Source organism: Novosphingobium hassiacum (genome assembly GCF_014196055.1).
Classification (GTDB): domain Bacteria; phylum Pseudomonadota; class Alphaproteobacteria; order Sphingomonadales; family Sphingomonadaceae; genus Novosphingobium; species Novosphingobium hassiacum.
Genome location: NZ_JACICY010000001.1, coordinates 17,868 through 37,743 on the forward strand (window position 1 = coordinate 17,868; position 19,876 = coordinate 37,743).

The following is a 19,876-nucleotide window of genomic DNA, read 5'->3' on the forward strand; positions in this document are numbered from 1 at the left end:
GCCTGTGCGGCAATGACATCGCGTGAACGCTCCGTCCGACCAGCTCCCGCGGCTTCCGGGCAGTTCGATCGCGATCGCGGCGTTTTCGACCGTGGTCGAATGGTACGATTTCACCGTCTATCTCTACATGACGACAGTGATCTCTCGCGTGTTCTTCGCAGGCGAAAATTCGGTTCTGATCACGCTGGGCGGGTTTGCCATCGCCTATCTGATGCGGCCCATTGGCGCGGTGGTCTTCGGCCACATCGGTGATCGCCACGGTCGGCGGCGCACGATGCTGCTCTCGATGGCGTTGATGACCGTCGCGATGCTGATCACTGCGCTGTTGCCTACACAAAGCCAGATCGGGCCGGTTGCCGGTCTTCTTCTGCTGCTGATCCGCTGCGTGATGGGCTTCTCGGTGGGTGGCGAGTACACCGGCGTCGTGGCGTACCTGCTTGAGGGGTCCCCACCCCATCGGCGCGGCCTGATTGCCTCGCTCGCAGCGGCGTCGAGTGAAGTCGGCGCGCTGCTCGCGGCGGGTGTCGCGGCCCTCACCGTCGGCGCTATGTCCGATGCAGCGCTGATGGAATGGGGCTGGCGCATCCCGTTCCTGGTCGGCGCATTGCTGGCCGGAGCCATCCTGCTCGCGCGGTCGCGAATGCATGAATCGCCCGAATTCGAGCTGGTACGCCTGCAGGCCGATCCGCATCCCAACCCGCTCGCCTACAGCCTGCGCCACCACCGCGCCGGGATCATGCGCGGCTTTGCGATCTCCGCATTGGGATCGATCACCTATTACGTCGGGATCACCTATGTTCCCGTTTTCCTCACGTCGGTCGGGTCGCTGGACGAAGCGGGAGCGCTGTGGCTGGCGACGATCGCCGCGTTCGTCGTAATCGCGGTGACGCCGCTGGTTGGGCTGCTTTCGGATCGCGTTGGACGCAAGCCAGTCCTGGTTGGGTTCGCACTGCTTAGCGCCGCGCTGCCGATCGTCATGTTCCACCTGATGACGCGTGCCACCGGCCCCAGCGCGCTAGTCGGCGCAATCATCCTGGCCGCCATGGCAGGCGGGGTCAGTGCAGTGGCCGCAGCCGCCACGGCGGAGCAATTCCCGACGATCGGGCGGCTGACAGGCCTGGCATTCGGGGTAACGACTGCCACGGCGATCTTCGGGGGCCTGACGCCCTATGTAGCCCAACTGCTGCTGGAAGGGACGGGGTGGCGGCCCATCCCGGGTCTGATGATCACGGTCGTCGCGCTGGCGGTGCTTCCGGTACTGCTGAAGATGCCCGAGACCCTGCCCCGCCGCCAACGGGAGTTCAAATCGCGTTGATGTCCACCACGGTCGGGATCGTATCGTTGAGCAGAATGATCTTCTTGCGCGCGATCTTCCAGTCTTGCCCGGCCCGCACCAGCCGATATTCGTAGCGACCGAAAAAGCAGTCGGCGCGATTCATCCGCACATCGAAACGGTGGCACGTAAATGCCGCCGAAACGTCCGCACCCTCGCCGTCCTGAGCGGTCACCATCACATTGGTCACCTGATGCACCGCGCGCGGGAGCGGCGTCGAGGCAGTTGATAACCCCGAAGTAAGCCGCATCACCCGGTCCTCAAGATTGCGTCGGCCCTTGTAGTAGATGAGCGACAGTTCCCGATCCGGGTCCTGCGTCGTCGTCGTCTCGTCCCGCCAAGCCGGCATCCAGAACTCGACGTCCGGGGTGAACAGTTCGAGCCAATCGGCAAAGCGTCCCGTGTCGATCAGCAGCGCCTCGCGGTAGAGCAACTGCTCGGCCTGCGACTGCGTCAGTTCCATGCTCATGCCTCGAACTCGCCAGCCATACGCGCGGCCCACGCGCGGTAGTATGCATGATAAAGCGTCTCGTCGCACAGCTGCGAATCCGCCAGCACGCTGCGTTCAGGCTGCAGGTCGATGCGGTCCGAGAAGCGATTGCCGCCCGCCACGCTTGCGGTCATCCCGCGCGCATAGCCCTGTAGCCAAGGCTCGACCGTACCCGCAAAGCCGATCTGGCAATTCTCATAGGATACCGTGTCGTCCGGCGTTGCCATACCGGTGGGGTTGAAGAAGTCCTCGTACTGCCGGATCCGCTGACGCCTTGCCCCTGCGCTCTCACCCTTGGGCGCGATGCACCAGGTGCGCATCTCGGTCAGACCCGGGGCAATCGGTCGGATCACGCGCAACTGACTCGACGCGTTTTCGGCGATCTGCAGGTTGGGGAAGATCGTCACGTTGCGCATGTTGAACATCCAGTCGCGCTTGCCTTCGCCATGGCGCTCGGCAAGTTCGCCTGCGCGCTCGTACAGCGGAATTGCGGGGGTTATCCCGAACACCCCCCAGTTGAGCACATGGCCATTGGCGAACGAGTAGCTACCGCCGCCAACGCCCTCGGCCTCCTCCTTCCAGTAATCGCTGTTCTCCCACACCGAGGCGACGACATCGCCGCTCATCTCCTTTTGCCGCCGTTCGAGCACGCGGATGTACGAAGGATGCGCCGAGGTGAAGTGATAGGCGTCCGAGCAGTTTTCCAGCTGCAGCTTCCAGTTCGCCTCGTAGGTGAAGGTCACCTGTCCCGGCACAAGTTCGAGCCCGTCCTCGCTCTGGTCCGCAACGAGATCGAGCAACTTTGTCGCCTCGCCAAGATATTCGCCCAGCGGCGTTACCTCGCCCGCTACGCTCCCGAACAGGAATCCGCGATAATTGGCAAACTGCGGCAGGGGCTTGAGCCCATGGTCGTCGCGGTCGAACGCTTCGGCATAACAGCCCGCCTTCTGCCACTTGATCGCCTTGTTCCGGCCTGCACTGTCGAACGTCCAGCTGTGGTAGGGGCAGACATGCAGCCGGGCATTACCCTGCCGGACTTGTGCCAGCCGCGCGCCCTTGTGGGGGCAGGTGTTGACGAACGCCCGCAATGTCCCCTCCCCGTCGCGCTGAACGAGGACCGGCACCCGGCCGGCGAACGTCGTGAAGAAGTCGTGAGGGCCAGCCGCCTGCGATTCAATCCCCAGGAACACCCAGCCGCCCTCGAACAACCGACGGATTTCCGCATCGAACACGCCCGGATCGGTGAAAATCGCACGGTTGACCCGGAACGCGCCGTCTGTTGGGCGGTCGTCGATCAGATCGGACAAGCGCAACGTCACAGCACGTTCGCCTCGACCAGCGTCGGACCGTCAGCGGCCAGCGACCATCGCAGGGCCGCGTCGAGGTTCGCTGCGTCATCCGCGCGCCGTGCGCTCATCCCGTGACCTTCCGCCAGCTTGCAGAAGTCCAGCTCGGGGAACTGCGTGCCAACCAGCTGCTGCATCCCGAAATGCTGACCGAAGTGGTGCAGCGCCTCGTAGCGGTTGTTCTTGATGATGATGAAACTGACCGCCAGCCCGTGCTGGACCGCCGCGTGCAACCCCTGGATCGCATACATGGACGAGCCATCGCCAAGGATCGCGATGACTTTCTCGCCTCGGCGCGCCAGCGCCATACCCACCGCTGCAGGCAGGCCATGACCGAGGCCCCCGCTCGCGGTTGTGTAGAACGTGTCTTTGCGCAGGATCGGCAGCCGATCGTGCATCGGCCCACGGCTGGACGGCGCCTCCTCCACGATGATCGAGTCAGGCGAGCGCAAGGCGGCAATCTGCTGCAGGACATAAGCATCGGTCATCGCCCCGCCGTCGAGCCGCGGTAGCGGAGCGCGCGCGGCAGGCGCATCTCGCGAAACCGGCGGCGGACCTTGCAGCAACAGGTCGAGCGCAATGTCACAACGCGCGACAATCGCCGTCCCTGCAGGTGCCCACGCGGCATGCACGTGATTGTCGCCGATCAACCACATATCACAGCCCGGCGGCACATGTGGTCCATGGCCCTCGACGTGATACAGGCTCATCGGCCCGCCCAGCGCGAGCACGAAATCGTGTGGCTGTAGAGTGGCCACGATCGCCTCGCGTCCCGCAGTCAGAAAGCCCGCGAATAGCCGGTGATCTTCGGGAAAGCTGCACCGCGCCGACATCGGCGCGACGAATACCGGAGCATTGTGCCGCTCGGCCAGCGCGATCACCTGGTCCCATGCGCCGTCACGCGCCGCCCCGGCACCGACGACGATCGCCGGAGCACGCGCGCTTACCAGCGCCTCGCCGCAAGTTGCAATAGCCCCGCCTTCGGGCGCACGACCGGCATGGACAACGCGCGGCTCGAACGGAGCGCATTCGCGGTCCCAATCGTCGATCGGGATCGAGACGAACGTCGGGCCGCAAGGCGGTTCCATCGCGACGAGCCAGGCACGGTGAAGCGCAGCTGGCACATCCTCGGCACGCGCCGGCTCGCACGCCCACTTCACGAACGGCCTCGGAAATTCGGCTGCCCGTTCGGCGAACAGGAACGGCTCGTAGGACAGGATCGAACGCGCCTGCTGACCGGCCGTAACTACCAGCGGCGTCTGGTTCTTGAAGGCGGTAAACAGGTTGCCGAGCGCATGCCCCACGCCTGCCGAACTGTGCAGATTGACCAACGCCGCGCGCCGCGTCCCTTGCGCAAAACCATCGGCTATGCCCAGCACGACGGATTCCTGCAGCCCCATGACATAGCGGAAATCGCTTGGAAAATCGCGAAACATCGGCAGTTCGGTCGACCCGGGATTGCCGAACACCGTCGTCATGCCAAGCTCGCGCAGCAGACCGATCGAGACTTCGCGGACGGTTGGCATGATTTCTCCCGGTGTTGTTTTCAGATGAGAAGATGAACCACCGGGCCATTCAAAACAATTGCAAATCCAGACCAAACCCATACGCTCACTGCATGGATTTTGACGAACGCCAGTTACGCGCCTTTCTCGCCGTTGCCGAGACCGGCAGCCTGGGCCGCGCGGCAAGGATAGCCAACCTCACCCAGCCCTCGCTCAGCCGGTTGATCAAGAGCATGGAAGATCGCCTCGGCCACCCTCTGTTCGAGCGTGGCAGCAAGGGCATGTCAGTCACCACGGCCGGGCAACTGCTCACACTTCACGCGCGCCACATCGTCTCGGAAATGCAAAGCGTGCGCGACGAATTGGCGGCGTTGAGCGGCCTCAAGCGCGGTGTAGTGCGGATCGGCGCGGTGGCGGCGGTGATGCGAACCCTGGTCGCGGAAACGGTCGGAAATCTGCTCGCTTCAGCGCCCGATCTCGGCGTGGAACTGGTCGAAGCGGTGGACGACGAATTGCTCGATGCGCTGGTTACCCGGCGGGTCGATCTGGTCGTGGCGGCAAGCCCGCTGGATCATCCCGAAGTTCAGCAGATTGGTGTTGGCGCGTATCGCGACGGATTTGCCGTATTCGGCGCAACCGATCATTGCCTGCCGCCGTCCGCGTCTATTCACGACGTACTGGCGCAGAACTGGGTCATGCCCGGTACCGCCTTCACCCCGCGAGTAACGTTCGAGCGGCTACTCGCAGCGCAAGGCTTTCGCGCGCCCCGGGTTGCGGTGGAGACGGCTTCGGTGGAGTCGATGATTGCCGTCTCCGCACACAGCCGTCTGCTCTGCTGGCTGCCGGAGCCCCTGCTGGCGGCGCATGTCGCCAGTGGATCCATGCGTAAATTCGGCGTCCCGGAACTCACGACCGAACGCGCGTTCCTGCTGCACCGCCGCCGATCAGGCCTCCTGCCCGACGCCGCGCGCCGCTTTGTCGAACTGTTCCCGCTGGAGGGTTGACCACCCGCCACACGCTCCGCACCCTCGTACGCATGCACGTGGGTGTGCGGAAGGGATCGGATGATGGAGCGGATCGTGATTGTCGGTGCGGGGGCGATGGGCTGCCTGTTTGCGGCGCGACTCGCGCTGGCGGGCAAGCGCGTGACCGTCGTCGATGTCGACCGGAAGCGCCTTGCCGCGATCGGACTCGAGGGCATCATTCTTGAGGATGACCATGGCCGCCACCATGCCAAAGTCGAAGCGCAGCTTGCCGCGGAGGTCGCCGGACCTGTCGACCTGCTGATGCTATTCACCAAGGGCATGCACAGCGCCGCCGCGATCCGGTCGGTCGACCATCTGGTCGCAACCGGCTGTCCGGTACTGACCTTGCAGAACGGGCTGGGCAACGTTGAGTGCATTGCCGAAGTTTTCCCATTGGACCGTATATTGTGGGGCGTAACCGATTTTCCCGCCGATCTGCACGACGCAAATCAGGTGAAGTCACACGGGCAAGGCCATATTTTCCTTGGTGATTTTCCCAAGGGAGCGGGCGACAAAGCCATGGCGATCGCGGCGCTGCTCAGTTCGGCAGGTCTGGACTCAGAAGCCGATCCCGATGTCAGCATAGCGGTGTGGGAGAAGGTTGCGTTCAACGCTGCGCTTAATGCGCTCTGCACCGTAAGTGGCCTGCCGGTTGGTGGGCTCGATTGCGTCGCGGGTCGCCGGTGCGCGGATGCCGTCATCGACGAAATTGCGCAGGTTGCAAATGCCGAAGGCGTGTCGGTCGATCGGGCGCGACTTGCCGCGAAAGTCGATTTCGCCCTCGCCAATCACACGTCGCACAAGCCGTCGATGTTGCAGGACCGAATTGCCGGGCGCCCGACTGAGATCGAGTCCATCAATGGGGCAGTGCTGAACGCGGCCGGGCGGGGTGCTGTTGCGACACCGGCCCTGCAGATCCTGACAGACCTCGTGCGACTTGGAGAAAAAGGCCGCTAAGCCGCTGCACGAAAACACTTGTCGTCGTACAGCGGCTCGGTTGTCACCCCAACTCAGCGACCTTCGAGGCCGTGCTTGAGCGCACTCATCTGGTCGTGGCCCTCTTTGACCGAAATCCACGCTTCGCCGACCGCGGTACGCGCGGTGACCGACAGATCGGCATTCTTGATGGCGGTTTCAAACTTGCCCTTGAGGTAGTCCTCGCCGCGCTCGATCTCGTTGATGATCGCCTTGTCGTCGCGGCCTGTTACTGCGGCCTTCAAATCCACGAAAACACGGTGGATGGAGCCCATCACAGAGGACTCATCCTCAGGCTTCCCGCCAAGTTGGCCGACTGCCGCCTGCAGCTTGGTCACGGCCTGTTGGCGTTCACGCGCGCGTTCGAGAAAAAGGCGGCGGTATTCTTCATTATCGACGTCTTCCGCTGACTTCTGGTACCCTTCGATGCTGTCGAGCAGCGTGGCAACCAGCGTGTTGAGAACGGTGACGTCACCATCGGAATTGTCGGAATTCGCCGTCGTTCCGGCGTAGGGGCTGTTTGATTCCATCGGCTCATTCTCCAAATAGGCACTCGCCTGGAGAACGAGGCGAAACACGTGCGGGTCCCGCGCTAACTGACATTTGTCACTGTCCGCCGCTGGTCTGAGACTATCGCGCGATAATCCGCTGGTACAATGCAAGGTAGTCATCCGCCATACGGTCGACGCTGAAGCGATCGGCCACTCTGGAAGTGATGCTGCGACGATCGAGACTGCCAGCCCGTGCGACGGCGTCGCGCGCCTCATCGCCGTTCTCGACCAGAAATCCGGTCCGACCGTGCTCGATGATCTCGGGCATCGAACCGCGCCGGGTTGCGATCACAGGGGTACCGCAAGCCATCGCCTCGACAACCGAAAGCCCGAACGGTTCGTCAAAATTGATGAGGTGAAGCAAAGCCTTGGCCTGCTGCAACGCCGCCACCCGCTCGGCACCGCCGACGGGACCGTGATAGATGACGCGGTCCCCATCGCAGTGGGGCAAAACTGCTCGCGCGTGATACTCCTCATCCTGCACGATACCGTAGATATGGAGCCGTCGCCCGGCGGCCTTGGCGCAGGCTATCGCTTCTGCCGTGCCCTTGTCCGGGTGGATGCGGCCGAAGTAGAGCAGGTCTTCGCTGCCAACGGGATCGCATGGAAAATCGTCGAGCGGGATACCGTGATGGATGGTGGCAGCATATTTGAGCGCGGGGTGACGGTCGGCGTCACTGATCGACACGAAATTCACGCGGTTTTCGAAGGGCTTGTACATCGGCAGGATGCGTTCGGACGAAAAGCCGTGGATTGTGGTCACCATCGCAGTATCGATCAGTGGCGCAAAGGCATGGGCAGGGAAATCGGCTTGATTGTGGATCAGATCAAAGCTCGAAGCCTGCTCAAAGATGTGTGCCAAATGCCTGTATTCCCATACTTTTGCGTCTATGAACGGGTCTTCCGCATAGCCTGCGGGCACGACCCCATCGAGCTTGGCAGTGGTCTCGCTGTCAAGCGTGGCGAACAGGGTCACGTCGATACCCTTTGCGACAAGGGCTTCGGTCAGCATGCTGGTGACGAGCTCCCACGGTCCATAATGGCGCGGCGGCGTGCGCCAGGCGATCGGCGCTAACATCGCTATGCGCATCAATAATTTAGCCTTTGCAGAATGACACCTTCGTTGGGTGCGAGCGTATTGCTGAACATGGAAGCTCCCGTTGTGGCGAGGAGCAGGGTTGTTGCACCGTAATCCGGAATATTCTGCACTTCGGCTCCCAAATTAAGCGCGATTACCAGTCTATCTTTTTGATATCGCTCGTAGATCAGAACATCGCCCGCCGCGTGAAGCAACGCGAAGCTGCCCAGCGACAGCGCCTCGTGTTCGCGTCGAAGTTTGAGCAGGGCGCGATACAATTCCAGCATCGACGCCGGATCGCCTTGCTGCGCTGCGACGTTTCGCATTCCCCAATCTCCATGCAACGGCAGCCATGGCTCGGCCGCGCTAAAGCCTGCAAATCTACAGGAATCCCAAGCCATTGGGGTGCGCGAAGGGTCGCGGCCGAGGCCGAGGCCGGGCTGGCGCAGGTCCTGCGGATCGCGAACGCGGTCTGGCGGGATATCGACTTTGCCGATGCCCAGCTCATCGCCTTGGTAAAGTGTTGGCGTTCCACGCAAAGTCAGCAGGAGCATCGCCGCAACACGCGCCTGCGTCTCGCCCAGACGTCCCGCGATACGGGGGGCGTCGTGGCTGCCGATTACCCAATTGGGCCAACCACTTGGCGGTAGCGCGGCCTCATATTCGGTGATCATTTTTCCCAAGGCCTCAGCATTCCAGGGTGCGTCAAGGAGCTGGAAGTTGAAGGGGAGGTGGACGCCGGGGCTGGCTTCGGTGCCGTAGTAGGTCATCAGTTGGGGGACCGGAAGGCAGATCTCGCCGACTAGCAGACGTTCCCCGTAACCATCTGCAAGAGCGCGGAAATCTGCGCTGAGTTGATGGATTTCGGGCTGGTCTGCGGAGTGCTTTTGAAAAACCTTGAGCTTCTCCCCCTGCGTCGAAATCCAATCCGGATTGAGCGGGTTATCGGGGTAGTTTTCCGCTTTGAAACAATGCCATAGGACGTCGATGCGGAAGCCATCGACGCCGCGATCGAACCAGAATTTGAGGACGTTGGTCATTGCTTCGCGCACTTGCGGATTGCGCCAGTTGAGGTCGGCCTGCTCTTTTAAAAAAGCGTGGAGATAGAACTGGTTGGTGGTCGGATCGAACTCCCAGGATGAGCCGCCCATGTCGCTAGTCCAGTTGTTCGGCGGTCCGCCATCGGGCGCGGCATTGGCCCAAATGTACCAGTCGCGCTTGGGATTATCGCGCGAGGAGCGGCTTTCGCGGAACCAGGGATGCTCGATCGATGTGTGGTTCGGCACGAAATCGAGCAGGACTTTCAAACCCTTGGCATGCGCATCAGCCAAAAGCGCATCGAACGCCGCGAGCTCGCCGAACATCGGGTCGATGTCGCAATAGTCCGCTACGTCGTAGCCGAAGTCGGCCATGGGCGAGGGATATATTGGCGAGAGCCAGACGGCATCGACGCCGAGAGAAGCGATGTAATCCAAGCGCTTACGAACACCTTCGAGGTCACCGACGCCGTCACCGTTGCTGTCCTGGAACGAGCGCGGATAGACCTGATAGATGACCCCGCTTTCCCACCAGGTGCAGGTTTTCGCTGTTTTTGTTGAGGATTCCATGGCTCCAAGAACGCTCGGATCACCAAAAGGTTGTCGCGAGGCTACTGGGGGTTCTGTGGGTGTATTGTAGGGGTGCTGTAGGGGTACTGCCGGGGTCTGCACGCATGTCGGGCTAGGCATCGTGCCACTTTGCGAGGGCTCGGTCGTATTCGGCCTGCAATTCTTCCAATTGGCGCTGTGCATCGTCGAGCGCTCTGACATGCGCCTGCTCCATGACGCGGCGTTCGCGGGCCAGTTCTGCCTCCTTGCGACGCAGCGCGGCGGCTTCGTCGGCTTGCTCACTTTCGAGCGCGTCAAGCGCAGCGCGTGCCTTGCGTACCGCGTCATTCTTTGGCCGCGGTGGCTTTGGCGCGCGAGGTTGTTTTTTTGGGGCTGGCTCCTCGGGGGGGAGCGCGTCGAGGTGATCCTTGGCGCTGCCCCGGGCGCGGCGAAAAACTTCGCCGGGTGTTTCCGCAAGGCGCTTGAACAGGTCGCGATCATCGACCTGTTCGGCGACGCCGCGGGCGAAAAGGTCCTTGTCTGTGCCCCACGCGTCGAGCGCGGCCTTGCGGCTCGGCGCTGCGACATAGGCGTCGTGGAAGCCGATGGCGGTGCGGAACAGTTTGAGGGCGCGGGGCATGGTGCCGAAGAACGCGAGGCAGTGCGCCCCAGTTCCGCGTCAGTAGCTTCGGGGCAACCCCAGCACGTGTTCGGCGACGTAGCTGAGGATCAGGTTGGTGCTGATCGGGGCGACGGTATAGAGCCGGGCTTCGCGGAACTTGCGCTCGACGTCGTACTCCTCGGCAAAACCGAAGCCGCCGAAGGTCTGGACGCACATGTCGGCAGCGGCCCAACTGGCTTCGCTGGCAAGCAACTTGGCGATGTTGGCCTCCTCACCCGGATTGCCGCCCTGATCGTAGACTTGCGCGGCGTGGTGGACCATCAGTTCGGCGGCGCGCATCTGCGCATAGCAGCGCGCGATCGGGAACTGCACGCCCTGGTTCTGGCCGATTGGGCGGGCGAAGACGGTGCGGTCCCTGGCATAGGCGCTGGCCTTTTCGATGAACCACTTGGCATCGCCGATGCATTCGGCCGCGATCAGGATGCGTTCGGCATTCATGCCCGACAGGATGTAGCGGAAGCCCTTCCCTTCCTCGCCGATCAGGCTGGAGGCGGGGATGCGCAAGTCGTCGAAGAATACCTCGGTGGTCGAGTGGTTCATCATCGTGCGGATCGGCTTGATGGTGAGGCCCTGCCCAAGCGCCTGCCGCAGGTCGAGCAGGAAGATCGACAGGCCCTCGGTCTTGGCTGTGACCTGGTCGCGCGGAGTGGTGCGCGCGAGCAGCAGCATGAGGTCGGAATGTTCGACGCGGCTGGTCCAGATCTTCTGGCCGTTGACCACGTAATGATCGCCATCGCGGACCGCCACGGTGCGCAAACTGAGCGTGTCGGTGCCGCTGGTCGGTTCGGACACGCCGAACGCCTGGAGGCGCAAAGTTCCGTTGGCGATGCCGGGGAGATACTGCGCCTTCTGTTCGGGCGAACCGTAGCGCAGTAGCGTGTTCATGATGTACATTTGCGCGTGGGCGCTGGCGCCGTTGCAGCCCGAGGACTGTATTTCCTCCATGATCACGGCGGCGGCATCAAGCGAGAGGCCGGAGCCGCCGAATTCTTCGGGGATCAACGCAGCGAGGAAGCCGGCCTTGGTCAGGGCATCGACGAATTCACCGGGATAAGCCCGCTCGCGATCTTTCTCGCGCCAGTATTCGCCGGGAAATTCAGCGCAGAGCGCCTGAACCGCGCGGCGGATTTCGAGGAGTTCGCCGGATTCGCCCATGCGGTCAGTTGGCCGTTTCGAACACGGCGGCGATGCCCTGTCCGCCGCCGATGCACATCGTTTCGAGGCCGTACTTGACGTCGCGGCGCTGCATTTCGCGCGTCAGGTTGGCGAGAATGCGGCCACCTGTCGCGCCGATCGGGTGGCCGAGAGAGATGCCCGAGCCATTGACGTTGAGGATTTCGTGGCGGCTGTCATCGTCCGACCAGCCGAGGCCTTTGAGGCAGGCAAGGACTTGCGGAGCGAAGGCTTCATTGAGTTCGATCAGGCCGATATCGTTCCACGAAAGGCCGTTGCGGGCAAACAGGCGCTCGGTCGCGGGGACCGGGCCGAAGCCCATGCGGCTGGGATCGCAGCCAGCGGCCGCCCAAGAATGGAACCACGCGATCGGTTCGAGGCCGAGTTCATCGAGCTTGTCTTCGGCGACGACGAGGCAGGCGGCGGCAGCGTCGTTCTGCTGGCTGGCGTTGCCGGCGGTGATGACGCCGCCTTCGAGCGGGCGCAGTTTGCCTAGCGATTCCGGCGTAGCGTCGGCGCGATAGCCTTCGTCGTGGGCGAACACGAGCGGGTCACCCTTTTTCTGAGGGATTGCGACGGGCACGAGTTCATCGTCGAACAGGCCGCTGTTCCACGCGGCCGCAGCGCGCTGGTGGCTGCGGGCAGCATAGGCATCGCAGGCTTCGCGGCTGATGTTCCAGTTCTTCGCGAGGTTTTCAGCGGTTTCGATCATGCCCGAGATCACACCGTAGCGCTCGATCGGCTGGCTCATCTCGCGGCCACGGGTCAGGCGGTCGTGGAGGGTCAGGCTACCCGCGCGGACGCCCTTGCGGACATCGGTGGTGTAGTGTTCGACATTGGACATGGATTCGCAGCCGCCTGCGACGACGACGTCGGACACGCCGGTCTGAACCATCATAGCGGCGTTGACGACCGACTGGAGGCCCGAGCCGCAGCGGCGATCGAGCTGATAACCGGGGACGCCTTCGGGAAGCCCTGCGAGCAACCACGACCAGTGCGCAATGCACGGTGCCTCGCCGCTGCCGTAGCCTTGGGCGAAGATCACGTCATCGACGCGGGTCGGATCTATTTTTGTGCGATCCATCAGCGCCTTGAGGATCGTTCCTCCGAGCTGGCCTGCGGTCAGGGGTGCAAGGCTGCCGCCGAACTTGCCCACCGCAGTGCGGATCGGTGCGACGATGGCGGCGCGGCGGAGAGTCATGGGCTGGTTCCTGCGATTCCGGCGTCGATCAGGCGCGCGATGGTGCCTGACGACAGGTTGAGATAATCCGCCAGCACCGCTTCGGTATGCTGTCCATTTCGAGGGGCCGGCTGCGAAGGCTGCCGATCCAGTTGCGGTATCGACCCGAACGCGCCTGCTGCGGGGTATGCGAAGCCGCTGGGGTTGGCAGTCGACGGGCTGAATATTGGATTGTTGCTGACGAGGCGCGGATCGTGTGCGGCGTCGAGCATGGTGCGGTAGGCGCTGTGGACGATGCCGGCGGCGTCGAAGGCTGCGGCAAGGTCGGCTTGGTCGCGCGCGGCGATGGCGGCTTCGAACAGGGGGTAGAGCGCGTCGCGGTGGGTGAAGCGCAGGCCGTCGTCTCGGGCGAAGGAGACGCCGCGCTGGGCCTCGACGGTTGCGATGGCATCGGAAAGGTTCAGCGTGGCGACGAGTTTGGCCCATTGGCGCGGGGTGACGACGACTACCATCGTACGCTGGCCGTCGCGGGTGACGAAATCACGCCCGAACAGCCCGTAGATGGCGTTGCCGAGGCGCGGTCGATTTTCGCCGTTGTAGAGCACTTCGGCGATGCCTCCGAGGTTGGCGACGGTGCCGATCGCGACATCTGACAGGGGTATGCGGACTTCGGCACCCTCTCCCGTGGCGGTGCGGCGCTGGATCGCTGCGAGCAGCGCGAAAGCGGCATAGGCGCCCGACAACAGGTCCCATGCGGGCAGGACATGATTGACGGGTTCAGGCCCCTCACCCGTCATCATCGGGTAGCCGACCGCGTTGTTGACGGTGTAATCGAGTGCGGGAGAGCCGTCTGCCCAACCCATGACGCGGACCGTGACCAGATCGGCGCGGCCCTGCGCAAGGGTTTCGTGCGAGAGGAATCCTTCGGCGGGGAAGTTGGTGATCAGCTGGCCGGTGGCGCGGATGAGGTCGACAAGGATCTCTCGGCCCTCGCCCCGGCTCAGGTCGAGCGCGACAGACTTTTTGGCGCGGTTGAGGTTTTCCCAGTAGAGCGAGTTGTTCTCAGCGGTGACCGGCCAGCGGCGGTAATCCGGGCCGCCGCCGATCTGATCGACGCGGATGACCTCGGCGCCGAACTGCGCGCAGTAAAGCCCGGCGGACGGCGAGGCGACGAACGACGAGGCTTCGATCACAGCGAGGCCGGAGAGCATGGAGTACATGCCATAGTGATGCGGGGCTTAATCGCGCGAATCAAGTCTCGTGGCGGCGTTTCGTTCGCGCCGCTCGTCGTTGCGAGCGCAGCGAAGCAATCCAGAGGGTCGCGCGTTTGGCTCTGGGTTGCTTCGTCGCTGTGCTCCTCGCAATGACGAATTATGGCTCGGGCGCCAGATCTAACGCGGGCGTTTGTCGAGGTAGAGGTAGGCGGGGTCGAAGTCTGCGAAATCGCGGAGGCGCTGGATGTCGTGGATTACCAGATCGCCGCGGGTAAAGCTGGCGAGGCCCGCCTCGCGCAGTTCCTTGAGCACGCGGTTGGTGTGGACCACGGTCAGGCCGAGGCATTCGCCGAGTTCGGCCTGGGTCATCGGCAGCTTGAGCGTGTGGCCGATGTTCTTGTGGACGACTTCCTCACGCGCATGGAGCTCGCAGAACAGGTGCGCGGCGCGGACCGCTCCGCTGCGCTGGCCGAGCGACAGTTCCCACTCGCGGTGCATCGCGGCGTCCATATTGGTGGTCATCCACAGCAGACGCATCAGGTGCGGGTGGTCTTCGGTCAGCTTGATCAGGCGATCGTGAGGCGCAAAGGCGACACGGGACGCGCCGAGCGACATGACGTCGTGATCGAGCCGCTTGAGTGTGAAGCCGTGAAGGTCGAGGAAATCGCCGGGTACGTGCAGCGCGGTGATCTGGCGCTGACCGTTGCGCAAGTTCTTGCAACGGCACATCATCCCGTTGAGCAGGAGGATCGAGCGTTCGAGCGGCTCGCCGCGACGGACGATCCTGACGCGCGCAGGGTAGTCCTGCGTACTGGTTAGGACGCCGCGCAGGGCGGCTTCCTCTTCTTCCGACACGTCGTCGCGCAGCCGCAGGCGCAGGAGCAGCGTTTCGATCATGGCAAAAGCCACGTATGGTCGATGGTAATCGTGAAAAACTGCATGGGCGCCCCAATTCGCCTAACGAACGTCGAATGGGGGCGCGTGTTCCCGAGAAGGGCGTAAGGTCAGGCCGCGGTGGCCGAGCGGATCTGGACCTGCGGCATCTGCACCGCGCGACGTTCGCTGTTCGAACCTGCAAAGCGGCGGTAGGCTGCGAGCGCCTGTCCGACGATCTGGTCCATGTTGTAATAACGATAGGTGGCGAGGCGTCCGACGAAGGTGGTGTCGGTCTCGGCGCGGGCGAGCGCTTCGTAGCGTTTGTAGAGTTCCTGGTTTTCATCGCGCGGGATCGGATAGTAGGGGTCGCCGACTGCGGAGGGGTACTCGCGGGTGATGCTGGTGCGGGGCGAGGCCTGACCGGTCAGGTGCTTATATTCGGTGATGCGGGTGTAAGGCACGCTTTCGTGCGGGTAGTTGACCACGGCAACTTCCTGCAGCCACTCCTGATCGAGCGTTTCGTGTTCGAAGCGCAGCGAGCGGTAGGGCAGCTTGCCGAAACGGTAGCCGTAGTATTCGTCGATCGGGCCGGTGAACACGAGATGGTCGTGCGGATAGGCGTCGCGCACGTCCTTGTAATCGACGCCGAGCAGCAGATCGATGTTGGGATGATCGAGCATGTTCTCGAACATCGCCGTGTAGCCCTGCGCCGGCATGATCTGGAACTTGTCACCGAAGTAGCGGTCATCGGTGTTGGTACGGGTGGGGACGCGCGCGGTAACCGACTTGTCGAGATCGGATGGATCGACGCCCCACTGCTTGCGGGTGTAGCCGCGGAAGAACTTCTCGTAGAGTTCGCGACCGACAGCGGAGACGACGACGTCTTCGGAGGTGCGGACGATCGGCACCGGTTCGGCACGGGTGGCGAGGAAGGCATCTGCTTCCTCATCGGTGGACAGGCCTGCGTCGTAGAGCGCGTTGAGCGTGGTGCGGTTGATCGGGATGGGGACGAGACGGTCGTCGACCTGTGCTAGAACGCGGTGTTCGTAGGGGTGCCAGTCGGTGAAGTTGGACAGGTAGTCGACGATATCGGCGCTGTTGGTGTGGAAGATATGCGGGCCGTACTGGTGCATGAGGATGCCGGCGTCGTCGAGGCGATCGTAGGCATTGCCGGCGATGTGCGGGCGCTTGTCCACCACGAGGACCTTGAGGCCCGACTGCGTGGCGAGGCGTTCGGCCATGACCGCTCCGGCAAAGCCTGCGCCGACGACCATGACGTCGTAGGACTTTGCAGGCTCGGCGGGCCAGCGGGTGGGCGAGACGATCGGGTGGACGCGGTTATCGGTGAGCAGGTGCGCTTCGACCAGCGTCCACATGCGCTGTACGGTCTCGTCCCAGCTGGTTTCGGCGAGGAGCGCGTCGACGTCTGCCAGCCAGTCGGTGCGGCGGGCGAGATCGAGTGCGGACGTGCAGGCCTCGACGAATTCATCGGCGGTGCCTGCGATGTGGACGCCGGAGACTTCGCCGTAATGGCGGATCACGTCGGTGATCGGGGTGGAGACGACCGGGCGTCCGGCGGCGAGATATTCGGGGGTCTTGGTCGGGCTGATGAAGCGGGTGGCCTCGTTGATCGCAAACGGCATCAGCGCGACGTCCCAGCCGGCCAGATAGGCGGGGAGTTCGTCGTAGGTCTTGCCGCCGAGGTAGTGGAGGTTGGCGCGGCGCGGCAGGTCTTCGGGCGCGATCTTGACGACGGGGCCGACCATGACCAGCGACCAGTCGGGCCGCGCATCGGCGACGGCGGAAAGCAGGTCGAGATCCATGCGTTCGTCGATCACGCCGTAGAAGCCGAGGCGCGGGCCGGGGATGGCCTGTTGATCGGCAGGTTGCGCGATGTCGGCGCGGGCTTGCGCGAAGTGCGCGACGTCGACGCTCGAGGGGAACGGATAGATGCGCGGGTGGCGGCTACGCTTGGCTTCGTAAAGGCTGTAGCCGCCGGTGAAGACGAGATCGGCGCGCTCGATCAACTGCGTTTCCAAGGCGAGCAGGTCGGGCGGGGCGAAGCGGAAGTTGGCGAGTTCGTCCATGCAATCGTAGACGACGCAATCGGCGGTCAGGTGCTGCGAGAACGGCAGCATCATCGGGGTGTAATACCACAGCACGAGCCCGCCCGAGGCTTGCGCCAGGGTGCGGTCGAGCAGTTGGGCAAGGATCGCGCGTTCATCGTCGGGCGAGAGCCCTGCGGAAAGTTCCGGCGTCGCGACAAGGACGCCGCTCTGGGTGCACGGGCGCTGGTTAAGGCGCGGCTCGACCAGACCTTCGATGACCTGAGGCTCTTCCCAAAAGATGACGGTGTTGTGGACCGCCAGCCGCGTCATAAGATGCTGCGGCCGCTGAAATACGAAGTCCCAGCGCAAATGACTGAAACATACTATAGTATTGCTCGGTGCATTTACTTCAACATTGGCGAACGCTTCAGTCTGCACCGGGCTTTCAGGCGGCATTGTATACATCCCATTGTAATAGAATGTTTCTGGAACACAAAGGGCACTCGGTTGTTCCTGAAAATAGCCGCGAAAATCGCGCGCTTAACATATGATAAGACGATTTTTTTCGTTTGAAGACTGGCAGGGCTGGAATGGAACTTGAATTGTGGGGTGGCGCCGAGTGCACGGTGAACCGTGTCGGTGACCGGCATCGCGATCAGCTTCTGGCGACCGGGCACGACGAGCGCCTCTCGGATATGGACCTGATCGCCGGGCTGGGCTTCGACGCGCTGCGCTTTCCGATACTGTGGGAGCGGGTCGTGCCCGATGACGGAGCGCCGCGCTGGGACTGGAGCGACCCGCGCCTGGCGCGCTTGCGCGAGGCCGGTATCCGGCCGATCGCCGGGCTGGTCCACCATGGCAGCGGCCCTGCCCGCACGTCGCTTCTAGACGACGGTTTTGCCGCAGGATTGGGGCGCTACGCACGCGCGGTGGCGACGCGTTATCCGTGGATCGAGGACTGGACGCCGGTCAACGAGCCGCTGACGACGGCGCGGTTCTCGGCATTGTACGGGATCTGGTATCCCCATGCGCGCGACGAGCGTGCGTTCTGGACGGCGCTGCTCAACCAGATCGATGGCGTGCGGCTGGCGATGCGGGCAGTGCGCGAGGTCAACCCGGCAGCGCGGCTGATCCAGACCGATGACCTTGGCCGAACGTATGCGACCGCCGCGCTTGAGGACCAGGCCGCGTTTGACAATGCGCGGCGGTGGATGACATGGGATCTGCTGTGCGGGGTGGTCGTGCCGGGTCACGACCTGTGGCAACGACTGTGCGGCGTTGGATTGGGCGAGCGCTTGCGCGTGATCGCGGACGACCCCTGCCCCCCACAGATTATCGGCATCAATCACTACCTGACGAGCGACCGGTTCCTCGATCACCGGCTGCAGAAGTATCCGATGGATGCGGCTGGCAGCAACGGCTTGCGCGACTTTGCCGATATTGCCGCAGTGCGCGCGCTGGAGCCGGGACCACCCGGACTTGGCGGCGCAATCAGCGAAGCGTGGGCGCGTTATGGCATTCCGGTTGCGGTGACGGAGGTCCACAACGGCTGCACGCGCGAGGAGCAGGCGCGCTGGCTGAGCGAGGCGTGGGACACGGCGCTTGCGGCGCGGGCCGCCGGTGTGGAGGTCTGCGCCGTGACCTGCTGGGCCCTGTTTGGCAATCGGGGCTGGAACACGTTGTTGACCGGCGACGGTCATTACGAGCCGGGTGTATTCGATGCGCGAGGGGCTGAGCCACGGGCGACGGCGCTGGCCGGCATGATCGCGGAGCTGCGCGGATCCGCCGGCGAAGCGCGCGTGCGGACGCAGACACACGGAGCAGGCTGGTGGCGGCGCCCGGGTCGCCTCAGCCATGGCGCGACCGCGCGTGTTGCGGGCCTGCATCGTTCTGGGCTGGATGACCGGGATCGTGCGCCGATCCTGATAACCGGTGCGACAGGTACGCTGGGCCGCGCGCTGGCTGCGGCCTGTCGTGCGCGCAATCTGGCGGTGGTGCTGACGGACCGCGCGCAGTTGGAGCTCGGGAATGCGTCTGGCTTGAAAGCTGCGCTCGACAAGTTTGCGCCGTGGGCGGTGATCAATGCCGCCGGGTGGGTGCGCGTGGACGATGCCGAGCACGAGCGCGAGGTCTGCATGGCGGCCAATGCAACGGGGGCGGTGGCGCTCGCCGCTGCATGCGCAGAGCGCGGCCTGCCTTGCGTCCAGTTTTCAAGCGATCTGGTGTTCGGCGATACCGCCAGCTCGTATGTGGAAAGCGCCGCCGTTGAACCGCTGAACGTCTATGGGCGCAGCAAGGCCGCGATGGAGGCGGAAGTGTGTGCGCTGCCCGGTGCGCATCTGATCGTGCGGACTGCGGCATTCTTCTCACCGTTCGATCAGGCCAACTTTGCGTTTCACGCGGTGCGTACGCTGTCGCGCGGCGAGCCGTTTCACGCCGAGCCCGATGAGGCGGTGACGCCGACTTACGTGCCGGATCTATGCGACGCGGTGCTCGACCTGCTGATCGATGGCGAGACCGGGGTCTGGCATCTGAGCAGCAACGAATTGCTCAGCTGGCACGCATTTGCGGTGCGGATCGCACAGGCCTGCGGGCTGAATACGGGACTGATCCTGCCGATCACGCGTGAGCAGCAAGGACTGCGCGCCGCACGCCCGAGATCATGCGGCCTTGCCAGCGAGCGCGGCGCTTTGCTGCCGTCGTTGCAATCGGCGATCGACCGCTTCGCGCAAGCGATGGCGCATCGGTACGCGGCGTGAAGTCGGGTTAGTCTTGCGCTGTGTCTCGACTTCGGGCTTTGCCCGAAGTTTATCC

Annotated in this window: 16 protein-coding genes; 4 read left to right on the forward strand and 12 right to left on the reverse strand. The window is 63.6% G+C overall.

Features of this window, described 5'->3' with window-relative positions; translation table 11 throughout:
• The first annotated feature begins 22 nt into the window (after nt 1–22).
• Nucleotides 23–1,315, forward strand: a complete 1,293-nt coding sequence (locus tag GGQ88_RS00085; protein WP_343057036.1) for an MFS transporter — start codon at nt 23–25, stop codon at nt 1,313–1,315.
• On the opposite strand, the gene GGQ88_RS00090 is transcribed toward GGQ88_RS00085, so the two are convergent.
• From GGQ88_RS00090 to mdlC, 3 genes are read right to left on the reverse strand one after another with little or no spacing between them, the layout of a single operon-like run.
• Nucleotides 1,302–1,802, reverse strand: a complete 501-nt coding sequence (locus GGQ88_RS00090; protein WP_183610999.1) for an aromatic-ring-hydroxylating dioxygenase subunit beta — start codon at nt 1,800–1,802, stop codon at nt 1,302–1,304. The genes GGQ88_RS00085 and GGQ88_RS00090 overlap by 14 nt on opposite strands.
• Nucleotides 1,799–3,142 (reverse strand): SRPBCC family protein, encoded by a 1,344-nt coding sequence (locus GGQ88_RS00095; protein WP_183611000.1) that lies wholly within the window; start codon nt 3,140–3,142, stop codon nt 1,799–1,801. The genes GGQ88_RS00090 and GGQ88_RS00095 overlap by 4 nt, the downstream gene beginning before the upstream one ends.
• On the reverse strand, nt 3,139–4,695 hold the full coding sequence (gene mdlC / locus GGQ88_RS00100; RefSeq protein WP_183611001.1) for a benzoylformate decarboxylase: 1,557 nt from the start codon (nt 4,693–4,695) through the stop codon (nt 3,139–3,141). Before mdlC ends, GGQ88_RS00095 begins: the two co-directional genes overlap by 4 nt.
• 92 nt (nt 4,696–4,787) lie before the next feature.
• On the opposite strand from mdlC, the gene GGQ88_RS00105 reads away from it, so the two are divergent.
• Both GGQ88_RS00105 and GGQ88_RS00110 read left to right on the forward strand, forming a co-directional pair.
• Nucleotides 4,788–5,678: a LysR family transcriptional regulator gene (locus GGQ88_RS00105; protein WP_183611002.1), complete on the forward strand. Its 891-nt coding sequence runs from the start codon at nt 4,788–4,790 to the stop codon at nt 5,676–5,678.
• A gap of 60 nt (nt 5,679–5,738) precedes the next feature.
• Nucleotides 5,739–6,656, forward strand: a complete 918-nt coding sequence (locus GGQ88_RS00110) for a ketopantoate reductase family protein (protein ID WP_183611003.1) — start codon at nt 5,739–5,741, stop codon at nt 6,654–6,656.
• Nucleotides 6,657–6,709: 53 nt separating this feature from the next.
• On the opposite strand, the gene GGQ88_RS00115 is transcribed toward GGQ88_RS00110, so the two are convergent.
• From GGQ88_RS00115 to glf, 9 genes are all read right to left on the reverse strand, one after another.
• Nucleotides 6,710–7,204 carry a ferritin-like domain-containing protein gene (locus tag GGQ88_RS00115; protein WP_183611004.1) on the reverse strand — a complete coding sequence of 165 codons (495 nt, stop codon included), beginning with the start codon at nt 7,202–7,204 and terminating at the stop codon, nt 6,710–6,712.
• Between the two features lie 100 nt (nt 7,205–7,304).
• Entirely contained in the window at nt 7,305–8,315 is a 1,011-nt protein-coding gene (locus tag GGQ88_RS00120; protein ID WP_183611005.1) for a glycosyltransferase family 4 protein, read from the reverse strand.
• Nucleotides 8,315–9,910, reverse strand: a complete 1,596-nt coding sequence (locus GGQ88_RS00125; RefSeq protein WP_183611897.1) for an alpha-amylase family glycosyl hydrolase — start codon at nt 9,908–9,910, stop codon at nt 8,315–8,317. Before GGQ88_RS00125 ends, GGQ88_RS00120 begins: the two co-directional genes overlap by 1 nt.
• A 112-nt stretch (nt 9,911–10,022) precedes the next feature.
• Complete coding sequence (locus GGQ88_RS00130) at nt 10,023–10,529, reverse strand: hypothetical protein (RefSeq protein WP_183611006.1); 507 nt, start codon at nt 10,527–10,529, stop codon at nt 10,023–10,025.
• A gap of 39 nt (nt 10,530–10,568) precedes the next feature.
• Nucleotides 10,569–11,726, reverse strand: a complete 1,158-nt coding sequence (locus tag GGQ88_RS00135; RefSeq protein WP_183611007.1) for an acyl-CoA dehydrogenase family protein — start codon at nt 11,724–11,726, stop codon at nt 10,569–10,571.
• 4 nt (nt 11,727–11,730) lie between these two features.
• On the reverse strand, nt 11,731–12,945 hold the full coding sequence (locus tag GGQ88_RS00140) for an acetyl-CoA C-acetyltransferase (protein WP_183611008.1): 1,215 nt from the start codon (nt 12,943–12,945) through the stop codon (nt 11,731–11,733).
• Nucleotides 12,942–14,144, reverse strand: coding sequence for a CoA transferase (locus tag GGQ88_RS00145; RefSeq protein ID WP_183611009.1), 1,203 nt, complete (start codon nt 14,142–14,144; stop codon nt 12,942–12,944). The genes GGQ88_RS00140 and GGQ88_RS00145 overlap by 4 nt, the downstream gene beginning before the upstream one ends.
• 171 nt (nt 14,145–14,315) lie before the next feature.
• Nucleotides 14,316–15,035 carry a Crp/Fnr family transcriptional regulator gene (locus tag GGQ88_RS00150; RefSeq protein WP_183611010.1) on the reverse strand — a complete coding sequence of 240 codons (720 nt, stop codon included), beginning with the start codon at nt 15,033–15,035 and terminating at the stop codon, nt 14,316–14,318.
• Nucleotides 15,036–15,142: 107 nt separating this feature from the next.
• Nucleotides 15,143–17,392 (reverse strand): UDP-galactopyranose mutase, encoded by a 2,250-nt coding sequence (glf, locus tag GGQ88_RS00155; protein ID WP_183611011.1) that lies wholly within the window; start codon nt 17,390–17,392, stop codon nt 15,143–15,145.
• A 260-nt stretch (nt 17,393–17,652) separates the two neighbouring features.
• Here glf and GGQ88_RS00160 point away from each other — a divergent pair, with 260 nt between their 5' ends.
• Complete coding sequence (locus tag GGQ88_RS00160) at nt 17,653–19,821, forward strand: family 1 glycosylhydrolase (protein ID WP_183611012.1); 2,169 nt, start codon at nt 17,653–17,655, stop codon at nt 19,819–19,821.
• Nucleotides 19,822–19,876 lie beyond the last annotated feature (55 nt).

Bases quoted from the DNA above. Each gene is read 5' to 3' on its own strand.
- GGQ88_RS00160 (WP_183611012.1), top strand. From the start codon at position 17,653: ATGGAACTTGAATTGTGGGGTGGCGCCGAGTGCACGGTGAACCGTGTC.
- GGQ88_RS00150 (WP_183611010.1), bottom strand. From the start codon at position 15,035: ATGATCGAAACGCTGCTCCTGCGCCTGCGGCTGCGCGACGACGTGTCG.
- GGQ88_RS00115 (WP_183611004.1), bottom strand. From the start codon at position 7,204: ATGGAATCAAACAGCCCCTACGCCGGAACGACGGCGAATTCCGACAAT.
- GGQ88_RS00145 (WP_183611009.1), bottom strand. From the start codon at position 14,144: ATGTACTCCATGCTCTCCGGCCTCGCTGTGATCGAAGCCTCGTCGTTC.
- GGQ88_RS00120 (WP_183611005.1), bottom strand. From the start codon at position 8,315: ATGCGCATAGCGATGTTAGCGCCGATCGCCTGGCGCACGCCGCCGCGC.
- GGQ88_RS00110 (WP_183611003.1), top strand. From the start codon at position 5,739: ATGATGGAGCGGATCGTGATTGTCGGTGCGGGGGCGATGGGCTGCCTG.
- GGQ88_RS00135 (WP_183611007.1), bottom strand. From the start codon at position 11,726: ATGGGCGAATCCGGCGAACTCCTCGAAATCCGCCGCGCGGTTCAGGCG.
- mdlC (WP_183611001.1), bottom strand. From the start codon at position 4,695: ATGCCAACCGTCCGCGAAGTCTCGATCGGTCTGCTGCGCGAGCTTGGC.
- GGQ88_RS00125 (WP_183611897.1), bottom strand. From the start codon at position 9,910: ATGGAATCCTCAACAAAAACAGCGAAAACCTGCACCTGGTGGGAAAGC.
- GGQ88_RS00090 (WP_183610999.1), bottom strand. From the start codon at position 1,802: ATGAGCATGGAACTGACGCAGTCGCAGGCCGAGCAGTTGCTCTACCGC.
- glf (WP_183611011.1), bottom strand. From the start codon at position 17,392: ATGACGCGGCTGGCGGTCCACAACACCGTCATCTTTTGGGAAGAGCCT.
- GGQ88_RS00140 (WP_183611008.1), bottom strand. From the start codon at position 12,945: ATGACTCTCCGCCGCGCCGCCATCGTCGCACCGATCCGCACTGCGGTG.
- GGQ88_RS00130 (WP_183611006.1), bottom strand. From the start codon at position 10,529: ATGCCCCGCGCCCTCAAACTGTTCCGCACCGCCATCGGCTTCCACGAC.
- GGQ88_RS00105 (WP_183611002.1), top strand. From the start codon at position 4,788: ATGGATTTTGACGAACGCCAGTTACGCGCCTTTCTCGCCGTTGCCGAG.